Below are 13,520 nucleotides of genomic sequence, written 5' to 3' on the forward strand. Positions count from 1 at the left end.
CGTAACTCTCATTATACAGGATTTGGGGAGGTGCTCTATTTTCTTGTCATTTTACCCTTAGAGCCGCAAGGGCTCAGAGTTATGAAATTAATTCAACTATATAAAGATAAACAATACAAACTTGAGTGCGGAAGAAGTGGCAGAGAAAATCAAAGGGGAATTTCACTTATAATGATAGAAACGGATATACAAAATCGCAAACATGGAGGTCGAAAATGAAAACAGTCATAGCATTCAGCGGTGGAAAGGATTCCACCCTGGCGATATATAAAATTCAACAACATCCGGATTGCGAAATTGATTCATTGCTCGTGACCCTGACGGAAGGATTCGACCGGGTTTCGATTCATGGGGTCCGGTATGAGCTATTGAAGAGGCAGTCGGAGGCGCTCGGGATTCCGCTTCGTGAGGTTTGGATCCCTCAGGAGTGTCCGAATGAGGTGTATCAGGAACGGATAGAGAGAGCGGTGTCAGATATGCTGGAGGACGGGGTCACGCACATGGTCTACGGGGATATTCACCTTCAGGATGTTCGGGAGTATAGGGAGAAGATGCTTTCGGGAACGGGGATCATTCCGGTCTTTCCTCTTTGGGGACGACCAGTCGGGGAACTCGGCCGTGAATTCATTGAGCTTGGGTTTCAAACCGTGCTCACTTGTGTGGATATGGATCAATTGGATCGGTCTTTTGCAGGGAGAGTGTATGATGAGGCGTTCATACGGGATTATCCGGAAGAGACTCATGATATCTGCGGGGAGAACGGGGAGTTTCATTCGTTTGTGTTTGATGGACCGAATTTCGGGTTTGCGATTGGATACGAGCTGGGGGAAGAGAGAATCACCCGGGATATGGGGAGCGGACGGGATCGGTTTTTGTATAGGGATTTGGTGCCGAAGTAGTTTGGGAAAGGGGAATCGCGGCTGCCGGGGGGGCAGGTACCGTGGTCCGATTAGGACTGGGGAACCTGTCCCCGTTGTTTGCCCGGTGCATCAACGAATATACATTCTATTGAAGTAATTTAATAGAAGTTAGTTGAAAAAGAACGAAATTAGGCGCATTTCATAGACTATATTACAGTTTATCCTATTTCTATTGCATACAATAGAGTAAGAAAGAAAGGAGGTTACGAAACCAGTCAAACTGTTATTTCAACAAAATAACAGTATTGGATTCAAGTTTTCCATGACTGCCTTTCAATACGGATCAAGGACGGTACTTGAGAGTTTTTTAATCTTTTCAAATAGGAGTGAAGGAAATGAGAGATCAATTTAGAAATGGTATACCAAAGTTAAGGAGAGGGACTACTTATCAAGCGAGTGCAAGTTTCTTTCCGGAGAGTTGCGATATCTTTCCATATGAATATGAATGTAATTGTCCTCCTGGGCCAGCGGGGGAAACAGGACCTCGAGGACCACGAGGAGAAACAGGAGCTACAGGTGAAACTGGGGCAACTGGAGATCCGGGGCTTCCTGGTACGGGTTCTATTATTCCCTTCGCTTCCGGACTTCCCGTTGCATTGACGACGGTTGCAGGCGGATTGGCAGGAACAACGAGTCTTGTAGGTTTTGGTAACAGCATTACCGGTGTGACTCTACTTGGAAGTGGACAGATTGACCTTACCGGGGCCGGGGGAACTCTACTAAACTTCGCATTTTCAGTACCACGGGATGGGAACATCACTTCCATCGCTGCCTTCTTTAGTGCCACTGCCTCCGTTACCCTTGTGGGTGATACCACCATCAGAGCCCAATTATATCGTTCAGCCGCTCCTTCCACCAATACATTCGACCCGATCCCAGGAACTCTTGTTACGTTAAATCCAACAATTACAGCCCCAATTACGCTAGGTGATATCAGTAGGGGAGCCCTTTCGAATTTAGCCATTCCGGTCACTCAGGGAGACAGGCTATTAATGGTGTTCTCGGCCACAGTAGCAGGAATTACACTCGTCGGAACCGTTTTAGGATACGCTAGTGCAGGGGTTACCATTAACTAGTTTCAGTATCTGATAGGATGAAGAAAAGAACACCTTGGAGGGACGGACCTCTGTTTCCATGGAAACAGAGGTCCGTCCCTCCATTGTTATGAGGCAAAAATCAAGGAGTTATGTTAAAATTTAGTAGATTAATAGGTTGAAGAGATCGATGCTACTTTGCTCATGGTAGCTTTACTTATAGTGATTCGTGAAGAGACCGGGAAAGGCATTCAAGAAATACATAAGAGGTCCGTCCCTCAAAACAAGGGACGGACCTCTAAAGATCTCAATTTCGGATGAGGTAGTCGAATGCGCCTAGTGCGGCGTTCGCGCCTGATCCCATGGAAATGATGATTTGGTTGTATGGGCTGTCTGTACAGTCTCCTGCGGCGAATACGCCAGGGACGTTGGTGGCACCGTGTTTGTCCACGATGATTTCACCGAATTTCGTACGTTCTACAAGGTCGCCGAGCCAGTCTGTGTTTGGAACGAGACCAATTTGGACGAATACTCCCTGTAGCTCAACGTGTTTTTCTTCATGGGTATCACGATCGGTATAGGTGATTCCATTCACCTTATCCGTACCGGTGATCTCCTGAGTTTGCACGTTCGTGAGCACGGTCACATTCGGCAGGCTGTAAAGACGTTTTTGCAACACGTCGTCTGCCTTCAGTTCAGGATTGAACTCAAGGACCGTTACGTGCTTGACGATTCCTGCAAGGTCGATGGCTGCTTCGATTCCGGAGTTTCCTCCGCCGATGACAGCGACATCTTTGCCTTCGAACAGTGGTCCGTCACAGTGAGGGCAGTACGCCACTCCTTTGTTCTTGAACTCCTGTTCACCAGGAACACCGATGTTACGCCAGCGTGCACCTGTCGAGATGATCAGGCTCTTACTCTTCAGGATCGCACCGTTTTCAAGCTCAAGCTCAACAAGGTCTTTTTTCTCAAGACGGCTTGCGCGCTGAAGGTTCATCACATCGATGCCGTAGTCCTTCACATGCTCTTCCAGGCTTGCGACAAGCTTCGGTCCTTCCGTGTGCTTCACACTGATGAAGTTCTCGATGCTCATCGTATCAAGGACCTGACCGCCGAAGCGTTCCGCGACGATTCCTGTACGGATTCCTTTACGTGCCGCATAGATCGCCGCACTTGCTCCCGCAGGTCCGCCACCGACGACAAGGACGTCATACGGATCTTTATCGGATAGTTCATCTGCACCGGGACCTTCCACGATTTTAGAAAGAATTTCTTCCAGAGTCGTGCGTCCACCGTTGAAGAATTCAGCATTTAAGTATACCGCAGGAACAGCCATGACGTTCTTGCGTTCCACTTCTTCCTTGAAGGCAGCTCCGTCAATCATCGTGTGCGTGATATTCGGGTTCAGGACACTCATGATATTCAGTGCCTGCACAACGTCCGGGCAGTTGTGACAGCTAAGACTTACATACGTCTCGAAGTGGTGTTCGCCTTTGACGCTCTTGATCTGGTCTATGACGCTCTGATCCACTTTCGGCACTCTGCCGCTCACTTGAAGAAGAGCAAGGACCAAGGATGTGAATTCATGTCCAAGAGGAATCCCGGCAAAAATGATACCGGTCTCCTCACCAGGACGATTCACGCTGAAGCTTGGTGTTCTTGTCAACTCTGTTTTTTCAACACTGATGCGGGATGACATGGAAGAGAGCTCTTCAACAAGTGCGAGCATTTCCTTTGAAATGTCATCATCACCTGCACTGACTTTCAGGACGATGTCGCCTTCCATCATCTGCAGGTATTGTTCTAATTGTGCTTTAATATCTGCTTCAAGCATGCTCAGCACTCCTTATAATTTACCAACTAGATCAAGGCTTGGCTTAAGTGTTTCAGAACCTTCCTGCCATTTCGCCGGGCACACTTCGCCTGGGTTGTTGCGCACATATTGTGCCGCCTTGATTTTGCTTACTAGAATGTCTGCGTCGCGGCCGATTCCGCCAGCGTTGATTTCAACTGCCTGGATGATACCATCCGGATCGATGATGAATGTTCCGCGGTCAGCAAGACCATCTTCTTCATTTAATACATCGAAACCGCGAGTGATGCGTTGTGACGGATCACCGATCATTGCGTATTTGATTTTACCGATTTTTTCAGAGCTGTCGTGCCAGCCTTTATGTGTAAAATGAGTGTCCGTAGAAACTGAGTAAACTTCTACGCCAAGCTCTTTAAGAGTTTCATAGTTATTCTGAAGGTCTTCAAGCTCTGTCGGGCATACAAATGTGAAGTCCGCAGGGTAGAAGCAGAAAATGCTCCATTGACCTTTCAGGCTTTCGTCTGTAACAGTGATGAACTCACCATCTTTGAATGCTTCTGCTTTAAATGGTACGACTTGTGAACCGATTAATGACATAGTGTAAATTCCTCCTAGTAGTATGTGTGTGATTGAGAATCATTAATAGATTATAATAATTCTAATTCGATATTCATTATTATATAAATGCGTTTCTTTGTCAAGGGAAAAGATTGAGGTTCTGATAGAAAGGAAGATTTGAGTTGAGGAAACAATGGCTTGTCCTGTTTATGATGATTTCCACCCTGCTTCCCGTCCATATCTATGCGTCGTCGCCATTAGTGATCGGGGAAGGAGAAGCGGGTGGTTATCAGTACACGATCGTAAAAGGTGAAAATGCGCTCACTTGGAAGATCGGTTATCAAGATCAAGAGGTGACAATCGACGAGAACGGGGAAAACCGAGATCATCTGGAACGTTTTCGAACGTCTGTGAATGATCTCGGCGGTCGCCAATTTGGGCTCATTCTATCGATTTCCTACCTGATCATTGTCGGCATCACCACACTGATCTTTTATAAAAAAACCAAACATATCCCTCGGGTAAGTGGAGTGATCATAGCTTGTTTGGCTCTTGGCGCGTTGTATTATGCCATTACGTCATTTATAGGAGTGCAGGCGGCTTTGGAGGATGTGGGATATTATTACGTCAGCTTGACTGATTGATGAAAATCAGCGGAGTGGAATGTGTGAAGTGGTGCAGGAGTAGATTCCTGTCTGTCGAATGTGAGCATGAAGAGCTAAAAAAGCTGAAGATCAGGAATGAGATCTTCAGCTTTTTTCATATGACGGTGCTCACTGATTCTTAGGTGCCCCAGGAGGATAATAGTACGGTGGCACCTTTAACCAACCTCTTTTGCGCATAGCTGTTTTCAGTTCCATCCCGAATATCATTTTTTCTGCCTGAAATCGTGCCCACATGAGACCAATATCATTGCGAATGCTTTGACTCATGTTTGTGCCACACATCACTATATTTGTGGCAATCTTAATGGAGATAAAGTTAGCGATTTCATCATCGGTCATTTTTGCCCCCAACGGAACACTGTTGGGGTCGGATTTAGGTCTGGGTTCTGAGGTTTTCGAAAGGGGGATGCCTTCATCTACCATGAATTTTTGAAGTATTTTCAATTGGTGTTCCCCAAGATCGTTCGATTTGTTAATGAGTTGGATCAATTCGTTGTCTGTCGTTGTATTCAAGGCAGCTTCAAGGACAGGTACTTCTTCTGCCAGGGCAGTGAAATAAATCCAACATCCCATCGCTTCACCGATATGAGGAGGTGACTTTGGTTCTGTATCAAAGGTGGTCCGCAAGTAATCAAAAGCGGTTTCAAAGAGATTCTGCATTTATTGTCAACCTTTTTTTACTATCAGTGTTGCCAATTTTTATTCTTTTAATCGGGTGGTCTTCATTTGGGGGGATAGCGTGAGGAATTGAGCCTGAGTACCTTCCCTCCTGGCTCTCTGATTAAAATGACGGAAAATTCAGTATATATAAGTGCGAATTAATAAATATTTGATATAATAAAAAGTAGCCTAGGTAATTTACACTAGGCTACTCAACACTTATATTTAAATGTTTTTTTTTCAAAAGAAAAACGGATCGTTTTTCTCCGAACCAGCAGGTACGGGTACTAACTCAATCCTTCGTTATGTTAGCTGAACCAGGAGGTACAGGGGCATAACGTATTTTTATGATACTAAATGATCATAATCGTGTCAACCTAAAGGAAGGGGTGAAAATCATGTTGCAAAAACCTTTAAGAACAGAAGAAATGAATATTTTTTTCGATGAAAGTGGTGATGATTCCAATAGACCTGCAACAATGGGAGGGTTGTTAGTTCCAGATTCGGTATATTCTTCACCTGCTTTTCAAGAACTAACCCGAATGCTACAAAACAAAGATATCAGCCTACATTGGACTAAATATACGGGTCAGAAATTTCTAGGTGAAAATATTAGGCAAGTAATGTTTACTTTTTCTAAGTATGCTCGATACTCTCGTATGAATATTATTAGTTATAACCGAAACATTTTAGATCAAAGATATAAATTTTCGAATGACCATGGTGCCCGGAAGCTTTCCAAAAAAGAGAAAAAACATGTATTAGATTACGCAACATTAATGGTGTATACAAAGATACCCGAGAGAATATTTTATGGTTTACTACGTCATTATGGAAAAGATCTGTATATAAAAACCAAAATATTCATTGAAAAAGAAGGTAAGTATAAAAAATATGAATTAGAGAGACGTCTCACAGAAAACCTTAATACTCAATCCTTGTATCGGGCAGAGCAGTATTGGGTAGATGATTGCAAAATGGAAACCAAAGGCAAGATGATAGGTATTGAATTGGTTGATTTACTTTTAGGAATCATACGCTTGATTCTTTCAAATCAAAACGTTCAACATGGTCTTACTGATGAAGAGTATAAAAACAGGGGGATACTATCATTATCGAAGAAGCATAAACTAGCTATAGAATTAATGAAAATTCCAGAGTTCTATACTTTTTTAAGTAATATAAGCTACTATGAATGGGATAGTAATAAAAGTCTTTCTGAAGTTCCTTTTAAAGACTACCTGGACCTTTTTATGGCTTCTAATTACGAGTATTTAGACAACCAATAATGCTTAACTCCTTCCCATGATAAGAAACTGGCAAAATAATCATAGCCAAGGAATCTTTCGTATTAAAAAAATCGTCAGGATGATTTCCCTCTGACTTCCCGGCAGATTTAATCGGAATCTGCGTCAATATCTATCGTTCCTATGGATGTAGGTAACCGATTTAGCTGTTCCTCGAAATGAATTTTCATCATGGTCTCACCTTAAAAAGCCCCTAAATCATCGATGTAAGGTCCATTCATCCTCTTATTCATATTCCAACTCATGAAACTTACACCAATCTCTCGCAAATTCCATATAGCATTCCATTCTAAATGAATACCATTCCCCAGCTATTCCTAATGTATTGACTTGATCCTTGAATCTCCTGAAAGCTCCACGGCCTTGAATGGCCATTAATAATCGATCCTGGGCATGCCCATCCTTCAAGGAGTAACAAAAGTTTTCCATCATCCGGTATTCATTGATTTCTTCTCTGTCGGGGAGTGTAAGGTAATGAGTAGGATTTTCCAGGATATCCACGGCCATGCTGTACTCCGTTTGCTCCCAATCTTCAAGTTCTTCAATGGGTTCTTCATCTTCTGCTTTGGTGAGGATCTCATGGGATATTGTCGTGATGGTTCCTGTCTCGCGGTGGAGGTAGGAGTGCCAATCCTCAAACCTTGATTCCAGTTCATCGATAAGTAATGAAAGATTTACTTTGGCTGCCATGTGAAGACCTCCTTTAAGTTAATATAATTATAATTGTGTCTATCCCTGCTTGTAAAATATAGACTGTCAAATCGAGCCAAGGTACCTGTCCCCTTGGCCCACGGTTTGCCAAATCACAAAATCGGCAACCCTTAGGACATATGTCCTTTCACAAAATGCCGTCCTCCTATTTAATAGAACAAAGAATAGGAGGATGAACGATGAAAGGTGCTTTATTTGCGCTGCTTGGTGGACTTTGTATCACGATGCAGGGAATTTTCAATGCAAGGATGAGTGACGCGATCGGTGGATGGCATACGACTTCGATGGTTCATCTCGTGGCCTTTACGATTGCGATGACGATATATATGAAAGTAAGAGATGGAAAAGGAAAGAGCTTCAGACAGGTGCCTTTCCTGTATTTGATCGGGGGGTCGTTCGGTGTGATCGTGGTGTTCTCGGAACTGACGGCGATTCACATGATCGGACCGGCATCGGCCATTGCGATCCTTCTCGTGGCACAGATCGGGACGGCATTCCTTATCGAGTCACGGGGATGGTTCGGGGAGAAGAAGATCCCGGTTACGCCGCGGCAGGCAATGGGCCTCTCCATGATGCTTGCAGGGGTCGTCCTTTTCCAATTGTAAAAAAAGGAGTCAAATGATGAAAGAAATACAAAGTGCGGAACCAGACCATTATATAAAACAATTCGAACTGGACGATTTATTTCCGGCGGATTTCAGAAAGCATATTAAGATGTCTTCCTTTGAAAAAGGGGATAATCTTTTTTCGACGGGGGAAGAGCTCAACGAATTGTACTTCCTCATAGAAGGGAAAATCAAGATCTTCACCCATACACCAGAGGGAAAACTGTTGATCAACCGGTTCAAACGTCCACTTGCCCTGATCGGGGATGTGGAATATGCGAAGGGTACGGCGGTACTCAACTCGGTGGAAGCCGTCACGGATGGGGTGTTCTTATCGGTTCCTTTCACGGATCTGAAAAGGCTTGAGAAGGAGAGTACAGCGATCATGCGCTTTCTGTTTGATACAGTGGCCCACAAGTTCTACACGGAATCCCATATCACGAGCATGCACATGCTGTATCCCGTCGAAGTACGCCTGGCGAGCTATCTACTGTCCATCTCAGAAGCGGGCGAAGGGACCATGTTCCATCAGGAAATGCATACGTCCAATCTCATGGAGCTCGCCGAATGGATCGGAACCAGCTACCGTCACCTGAACCGGGTACTGAAGAAGATGGCCACCGACGACCTCATCGAACGGGTCAACGGGTCCATCACCATCAAAGATCTGGAAAAACTCAGCATCCTTGCGAAAGGAAACATCTATGAATAAGGAGGAACTCAAATGATCGGAATCGGACTCGCCATCATGGCCGGAATCTTAATCAGTTTGCAAAACGTATTCAACGCACGGGTCAGTGAAAAAACTGGCCCATGGGCAACGACGAGCCTGGTCCTCGGCCTCGGTCTTGTCTGTTCACTACCGGTGTTTTATACATTGGAAGATAAGAGCCTGCTGGACTTCAGCGGGGTCAATCCCGTCTTTCTGTTCAGCGGAGTATTCGGAGTCGGCATCGTGTTCTTCCTGATGAGGGGAGTCACGTTGATCGGCCCTGCGTATGCGATCTCGATCGCGCTCATTTCTCAAATTACCATCGCGTTTATCGTCAATACAGGAGGCTGGTTCGGCTTTGAACCGTCTGCATTGTCCTGGGAGAAGCTGCTTGGGATCGGCTTGTTGATTGGCGGGGTGTTGGTTTATAAATTGGAGAAGCGGTCGGATAAGAAACAGGATGTTGTTCGTGAACGTGAGAGAGTGGGGGCTTGAAGGATTTCCACTTGAAAAATAGGTCTCTCCCCAGCCGGGAGGGATCTTTTTTATTGGATATAGGGCGGTTGCATGAGGAAGGTTTTTGGGGGAAGAAAATACTGCCCTTTGGGTTGAAATCATAATGGTTTTGACCAAATAGGGTTGAAAAGTGCCCTGTTGAGGAGGGTTACAAGTCATTTTAAGGCTGAATCTATTTCAAATAGGAGCCTTTATCAGATTTATGACCCGGTTTTCGCTACTTATGACCCGCAATAAAAATATATGATCCGCTTTCGGAGACTTATGATCCGAAAATTTGATTTATGAACCGGAATTTCATTTTATGATCCCTTTGTCGAAAAATCTCTCCCCATCCAGAGTGGCTTAACTGTTTTCATAGGTAAGACCACAATGTAAAAAAAACACGCCTCATCCCAACAGGGAGCAGGCGCGTTTCGTCTATCTTCCATTATCTCAAATCAAACCGATCCGCATCCATCACTTTCACCCAAGCGGCAACAAAGTCACGGACAAATTTCTCTTGATTGTCATCCTGGGCATATACTTCTGCAAGTGCACGAAGGACAGAGTTGGATCCGAACACCAGGTCAAAGCGTGAAGCTGTGCGCACCACTTCACCCGTCTTGCGATCGCGGCCCTCATACTGATTGAAGCCTGCCGGTTTCCACTCGATGCCCATATCCAACAGGTTCACGAAGAAGTCGTTGTTCAGCGTACCGACGCGATTTGTGAATACGCCGTGTTTCGAATCACCGTGGTTGGCGCCGAGGGCACGCATGCCGCCAAGAAGAACGGTCATTTCCGGTGCAGTCAGTCCTAACAATTGTGATTTATCGACCAGCATTTCTTCCGGGCTGACAGCGTATTCCTGCTTCTGGTAGTTGCGGAATCCGTCTGAAACCGGCTCCAATACACCGAAGTTCTCAGCGTCGGTCTGCTCGGCTGTTGCATCCCCGCGGCCAGGTGAAAATGGAACCGTTACCTCGAAGCCAGCGTCACGAGCGGCTTTTTCGATGGCTGCGTTTCCGCCGAGTACAATCAGATCAGCCAGGCTGACTTTCTTATCAAGCTTGCTTTGAAGGTCTTCGTAGACGCCAAGGACTTTCTCAAGCTCTTGTGGTTCGTTCACTTCCCAGTCTTTCTGCGGGGCAAGACGGATGCGTGCACCGTTCGCGCCTCCGCGCATATCGGAACCTCGGTATGTGCTTGCGGATGCCCATGCGGTTTTCACGAGCTCGCTGACCGTCAAGCCTGTTTCCAGGATCTTTTCCTTCAACGACGCCACTTCGCTATCCGATAGATCATAATCCACCGCCGGAACCGGATCCTGCCAGATCAGCTCTTCTTGTGGAACCTCTGGACCCCAGTATCTTGCTTTCGGACCCATGTCACGGTGAAGGAGCTTGAACCAGGCACGGGAGAAGGCATCGGCGAACTCTTCCGGATTCTCATGGAAACGACGGGAAATCTTCTCATAGTCCGGATCCATGCGCAGGGCCATATCGGCAGTCGTCATCATCGTTTTCACTTTGATGGACGGATCTTCCGCATCAGGTGCCATATGTTCTTCCGTCATGCCGACCGGTGCCCATTGGGATGCGCCTGCCGCACTCTTCGTTTTCTCCCACTCATAGCCGAATAAAAGATCAAAGTAGCCGTTATCCCACTTCGTCGGATTCGTCGTCCAGGCACCATCGACACCGCTTGAAATCGTGTCGCGGCCTTTTCCGCTTCCGTGTGAGCTGAGCCAGCCGAATCCTTGATTTTCAATTTCCGCAGCTTCCGGATCGTCGCCGACAAGATCAGCGTCACCGGCTCCGTGGGCCTTACCGAACGTGTGACCGCCGGCGACAAGGGCTACTGTTTCATAGTCGTTCATCCCCATGCGTCCGAACGTATCGCGGATATCACGGGCACTTCCCAGTGGATCCGGTTCCCCATTCGGGCCTTCCGGATTGACGTAGATCAGACCCATCTGGACGGCAGCGAGTGGATTCTCAAGCTCACGGTCGCCGGAATAGCGGTTATCTGCAAGCCATTCCTTCTCATTTCCCCAATACACATCTTCCTCAGGATGCCAGATATCTTCGCGTCCTGCACCGAATCCGAACGTCTTCAAGCCCATGGATTCAAGGGCGACGTTACCGGTCAACACAAGCAGGTCAGCCCAGGAAATTTTGTTCCCATACTTTTGTTTGATCGGCCATAACAGACGGCGGGCTTTATCCAGATTGACGTTATCCGGCCAGCTGTTGAGCGGGGCAAAGCGCTGTGAACCTGACGAACCGCCTCCGCGTCCGTCCGTCTCCCGGTATGTACCTGCTGCGTGCCAAGACATCCGGATGAAGAATGGACCGTAGTGACCGTAGTCAGCCGGCCACCAATCCTGGCTGTCTGTCATCAAATTGTGAAGATCCTGCTTCAAGGCATCGTAATCCAGCTTCGAGAATTCTTCCTTATAATTGAAGTCTTCCCCCATTGGATTCGACTTTGTGTCATGCTGGCGAAGGATGTTCAAGTTCAACATGTTCGGCCACCAGTGTTTATTCGTCGTACCCCCAGGAGCTGTCGTCGTCGTGATGGCACTATCCTTATGATGAGTGACAGGGCACTGGCCCGATGCTGCTGAGTGATCCTTTTGGTCTGGGCGATTGTTATTTTCCATTACGATTCACCTTCCTGTTTTCAAAGATTAGAGTGAAGAAACTACCACGATGAATAGTGTGATAATTATAATAATTCTTAACTATCATTATAATAGATTAGAATTTTTATTGAAAGCTTGAAGCTTCTAATTATGGTGAATTTTAACATAGGACTGTCCCGACGCTCTGATAACCAATAAAAGAAGGAAATCAGACAAAGTTGTCTAATCTATTCAAAAGCACGATATTTTAGGAGGGCGTTCCATTTGAGTATCCCTTTCGAGGTGACAAGAAACTTTTAGGTTCGAAAAAAATAAAGTGGCTAGCTTCTGAATCTGACAAGCAATATTGTACGAATAAAATTATGGGGAGGACAGGGACATGACCAATAACCCAACACCAGACAGCGAATTGCCTAAGATCGGTAAGCCTGCAATTCGTGGACTTCATCAGGCCGGCTTATATCGCCTTGAGCAGTTTACCGATGTGTCGGAATCCGATATTCTGAAGATTCATGGGGTAGGACCGAAAGCGGTGCGAATACTGAATGAGGCTCTGAAAGAAAAAGGGCTGTCTTTAGCAAAAAAATCATAAACGGGTTTGATTCAAGTGTGGTTATGGTAAGATGACAACTTATTATATGAAGGAAGTGGATAGAATGGATTTACAAACGGTCATGCAAGAGCTGGAAGCACTGGGCAAGGAACGATCGAAGAAAATGTACCTATCCAATGGTGCCCACGAGCCGGTATTTGGCGTCGCGACAGGTGCGATGAAGCCGATTGCCAGGAAAATCAAGAAGGATCAGGCGTTGGCTGAGGAGTTATATGCAACGGGGAATTACGACGCCATGTATTTTGCCGGTGTCATTGCCGATCCGAAAGCCATGACGGAGGCAGACTTTGACCGTTGGATCGATGGGGCGTATTTTTATATGCTGTCCGATTACGTGGTGGCGGTCACATTGGCTGAAGCAGACATCGCACAAGACGTTGCCGATAAATGGATCGCAAGCGGTGAAGAGCTGAAAATGTCAGCGGGATGGAGCTGCTACTGCTGGCTGCTCGGGAATCGTAAGGACGAAGAGTTTTCGGAAACGAAGCTTGCGAGTATGTTGGATCAAGTGAAGGAAACCATCCACGATGCACCTGAACGAACGAAATCCGCAATGAGTAATTTCGTCACGACAGTCGGGGTTTCTTATGTACCTCTTCATGAACGGGCTCTTCAGACGGCAAAAGAAATCGGACCGGTGGAAATGGTACGGGAGAATAAAAAGAACAGTATCCTAAAGGCTGCCGATGATATCCAGAAGCAAGTGGAGAGAGGGAAGATTGGATTTAAGCGGAAGTATGTGAGGTGTTAGGACGTATCCTTGATATAGAATGTAAC

The 13,520-nt window shown here is 46.0% G+C and carries 15 protein-coding genes; 10 read left to right on the forward strand and 5 right to left on the reverse strand.

Going from position 1 to position 13,520, the window contains the following annotated elements; translation table 11 throughout:
- The 3 genes from DET59_RS21895 to DET59_RS19930 form a co-directional block, all read left to right on the forward strand.
- The coding region (locus tag DET59_RS21895; protein ID WP_220154075.1) for a hypothetical protein at positions 1-219 on the forward strand (219 nt) is incomplete at its 5' end.
- Complete coding sequence (locus DET59_RS19925; RefSeq protein WP_113971348.1) at positions 216-899, forward strand: Dph6-related ATP pyrophosphatase; 684 nt, start codon at positions 216-218, stop codon at positions 897-899. The genes DET59_RS21895 and DET59_RS19925, both read left to right, overlap by 4 nt.
- Before the next feature lie 356 nt (positions 900-1,255).
- Complete coding sequence (locus DET59_RS19930) at positions 1,256-1,996, forward strand: exosporium glycoprotein BclB-related protein (RefSeq protein ID WP_113971349.1); 741 nt, start codon at positions 1,256-1,258, stop codon at positions 1,994-1,996.
- A gap of 265 nt (positions 1,997-2,261) precedes the next feature.
- On the opposite strand, the gene ahpF is transcribed toward DET59_RS19930, so the two are convergent.
- Entirely contained in the window at positions 2,262-3,788 is a 1,527-nt protein-coding gene (gene ahpF, locus DET59_RS19935; protein WP_113971350.1) for an alkyl hydroperoxide reductase subunit F, read from the reverse strand.
- A gap of 12 nt (positions 3,789-3,800) precedes the next feature.
- The gene (ahpC, locus tag DET59_RS19940) at positions 3,801-4,364 is read right to left on the reverse strand and encodes an alkyl hydroperoxide reductase subunit C (RefSeq protein WP_113971351.1); all 564 of its coding nucleotides are present in this window, start codon (positions 4,362-4,364) and stop codon (positions 3,801-3,803) included.
- Positions 4,365-4,507: 143 nt separating this feature from the next.
- Between ahpC and DET59_RS19945 the strand changes: the two genes are divergently transcribed.
- Positions 4,508-4,969 carry a geobacillin-26 family protein gene (locus DET59_RS19945; protein ID WP_113971352.1) on the forward strand — a complete coding sequence of 154 codons (462 nt, stop codon included), beginning with the start codon at positions 4,508-4,510 and terminating at the stop codon, positions 4,967-4,969.
- 129 nt (positions 4,970-5,098) lie between these two features.
- On the opposite strand, the gene DET59_RS19950 is transcribed toward DET59_RS19945, so the two are convergent.
- Positions 5,099-5,650, reverse strand: coding sequence for a DUF3231 family protein (locus DET59_RS19950; RefSeq protein ID WP_113971353.1), 552 nt, complete (start codon positions 5,648-5,650; stop codon positions 5,099-5,101).
- A 398-nt stretch (positions 5,651-6,048) separates the two neighbouring features.
- Between DET59_RS19950 and DET59_RS19955 the strand changes: the two genes are divergently transcribed.
- Entirely contained in the window at positions 6,049-6,939 is an 891-nt protein-coding gene (locus tag DET59_RS19955; RefSeq protein ID WP_181778252.1) for a DUF3800 domain-containing protein, read from the forward strand.
- Between the two features lie 243 nt (positions 6,940-7,182).
- On the opposite strand, the gene DET59_RS19960 is transcribed toward DET59_RS19955, so the two are convergent.
- Positions 7,183-7,647 carry a UPF0158 family protein gene (locus DET59_RS19960; protein ID WP_113971355.1) on the reverse strand — a complete coding sequence of 155 codons (465 nt, stop codon included), beginning with the start codon at positions 7,645-7,647 and terminating at the stop codon, positions 7,183-7,185.
- A gap of 200 nt (positions 7,648-7,847) precedes the next feature.
- On the opposite strand from DET59_RS19960, the gene DET59_RS19965 reads away from it, so the two are divergent.
- The 3 genes from DET59_RS19965 to DET59_RS19975 are packed head-to-tail and all read left to right on the forward strand — an operon-like array spanning position 7,848 to position 9,480.
- Positions 7,848-8,273, forward strand: coding sequence for a DMT family transporter (locus DET59_RS19965; protein ID WP_113971356.1), 426 nt, complete (start codon positions 7,848-7,850; stop codon positions 8,271-8,273).
- Positions 8,274-8,289: 16 nt separating this feature from the next.
- Positions 8,290-8,985, forward strand: a complete 696-nt coding sequence (locus DET59_RS19970; protein WP_181778253.1) for a Crp/Fnr family transcriptional regulator — start codon at positions 8,290-8,292, stop codon at positions 8,983-8,985.
- A 12-nt stretch (positions 8,986-8,997) separates the two neighbouring features.
- Positions 8,998-9,480 carry a DMT family transporter gene (locus DET59_RS19975; RefSeq protein WP_113971358.1) on the forward strand — a complete coding sequence of 161 codons (483 nt, stop codon included), beginning with the start codon at positions 8,998-9,000 and terminating at the stop codon, positions 9,478-9,480.
- 451 nt (positions 9,481-9,931) lie between these two features.
- Here the strand turns inward: DET59_RS19975 and katG are convergent, their stop codons facing one another.
- On the reverse strand, positions 9,932-12,148 hold the full coding sequence (gene katG, locus DET59_RS19980) for a catalase/peroxidase HPI (RefSeq protein WP_113971359.1): 2,217 nt from the start codon (positions 12,146-12,148) through the stop codon (positions 9,932-9,934).
- Positions 12,149-12,509: 361 nt separating this feature from the next.
- Here katG and DET59_RS19985 point away from each other — a divergent pair, with 361 nt between their 5' ends.
- The gene (locus tag DET59_RS19985; protein WP_113971360.1) at positions 12,510-12,722 is read left to right on the forward strand and encodes a helix-hairpin-helix domain-containing protein; all 213 of its coding nucleotides are present in this window, start codon (positions 12,510-12,512) and stop codon (positions 12,720-12,722) included.
- Between the two features lie 64 nt (positions 12,723-12,786).
- Positions 12,787-13,494 carry a DNA alkylation repair protein gene (locus DET59_RS19990; RefSeq protein WP_113971361.1) on the forward strand — a complete coding sequence of 236 codons (708 nt, stop codon included), beginning with the start codon at positions 12,787-12,789 and terminating at the stop codon, positions 13,492-13,494.
- Positions 13,495-13,520 lie beyond the last annotated feature (26 nt).

Source organism: Rossellomorea aquimaris, from assembly GCF_003315075.1.
Taxonomy (GTDB): Bacteria; Bacillota; Bacilli; order Bacillales; family Bacillaceae_B; genus Rossellomorea; species Rossellomorea aquimaris_C.

Bases quoted from the DNA above. Each gene is read 5' to 3' on its own strand.
- DET59_RS19965 (WP_113971356.1), top strand. From the start codon at position 7,848: ATGAAAGGTGCTTTATTTGCGCTGCTTGGTGGACTTTGTATCACGATG.
- katG (WP_113971359.1), bottom strand. From the start codon at position 12,148: ATGGAAAATAACAATCGCCCAGACCAAAAGGATCACTCAGCAGCATCG.
- DET59_RS19950 (WP_113971353.1), bottom strand. From the start codon at position 5,650: ATGCAGAATCTCTTTGAAACCGCTTTTGATTACTTGCGGACCACCTTT.
- DET59_RS19990 (WP_113971361.1), top strand. From the start codon at position 12,787: ATGGATTTACAAACGGTCATGCAAGAGCTGGAAGCACTGGGCAAGGAA.
- DET59_RS19970 (WP_181778253.1), top strand. From the start codon at position 8,290: ATGAAAGAAATACAAAGTGCGGAACCAGACCATTATATAAAACAATTC.
- DET59_RS19925 (WP_113971348.1), top strand. From the start codon at position 216: ATGAAAACAGTCATAGCATTCAGCGGTGGAAAGGATTCCACCCTGGCG.
- DET59_RS19930 (WP_113971349.1), top strand. From the start codon at position 1,256: ATGAGAGATCAATTTAGAAATGGTATACCAAAGTTAAGGAGAGGGACT.
- DET59_RS19960 (WP_113971355.1), bottom strand. From the start codon at position 7,647: ATGGCAGCCAAAGTAAATCTTTCATTACTTATCGATGAACTGGAATCA.
- DET59_RS19985 (WP_113971360.1), top strand. From the start codon at position 12,510: ATGACCAATAACCCAACACCAGACAGCGAATTGCCTAAGATCGGTAAG.
- ahpC (WP_113971351.1), bottom strand. From the start codon at position 4,364: ATGTCATTAATCGGTTCACAAGTCGTACCATTTAAAGCAGAAGCATTC.
- DET59_RS19975 (WP_113971358.1), top strand. From the start codon at position 8,998: ATGATCGGAATCGGACTCGCCATCATGGCCGGAATCTTAATCAGTTTG.
- DET59_RS19955 (WP_181778252.1), top strand. From the start codon at position 6,049: ATGTTGCAAAAACCTTTAAGAACAGAAGAAATGAATATTTTTTTCGAT.
- ahpF (WP_113971350.1), bottom strand. From the start codon at position 3,788: ATGCTTGAAGCAGATATTAAAGCACAATTAGAACAATACCTGCAGATG.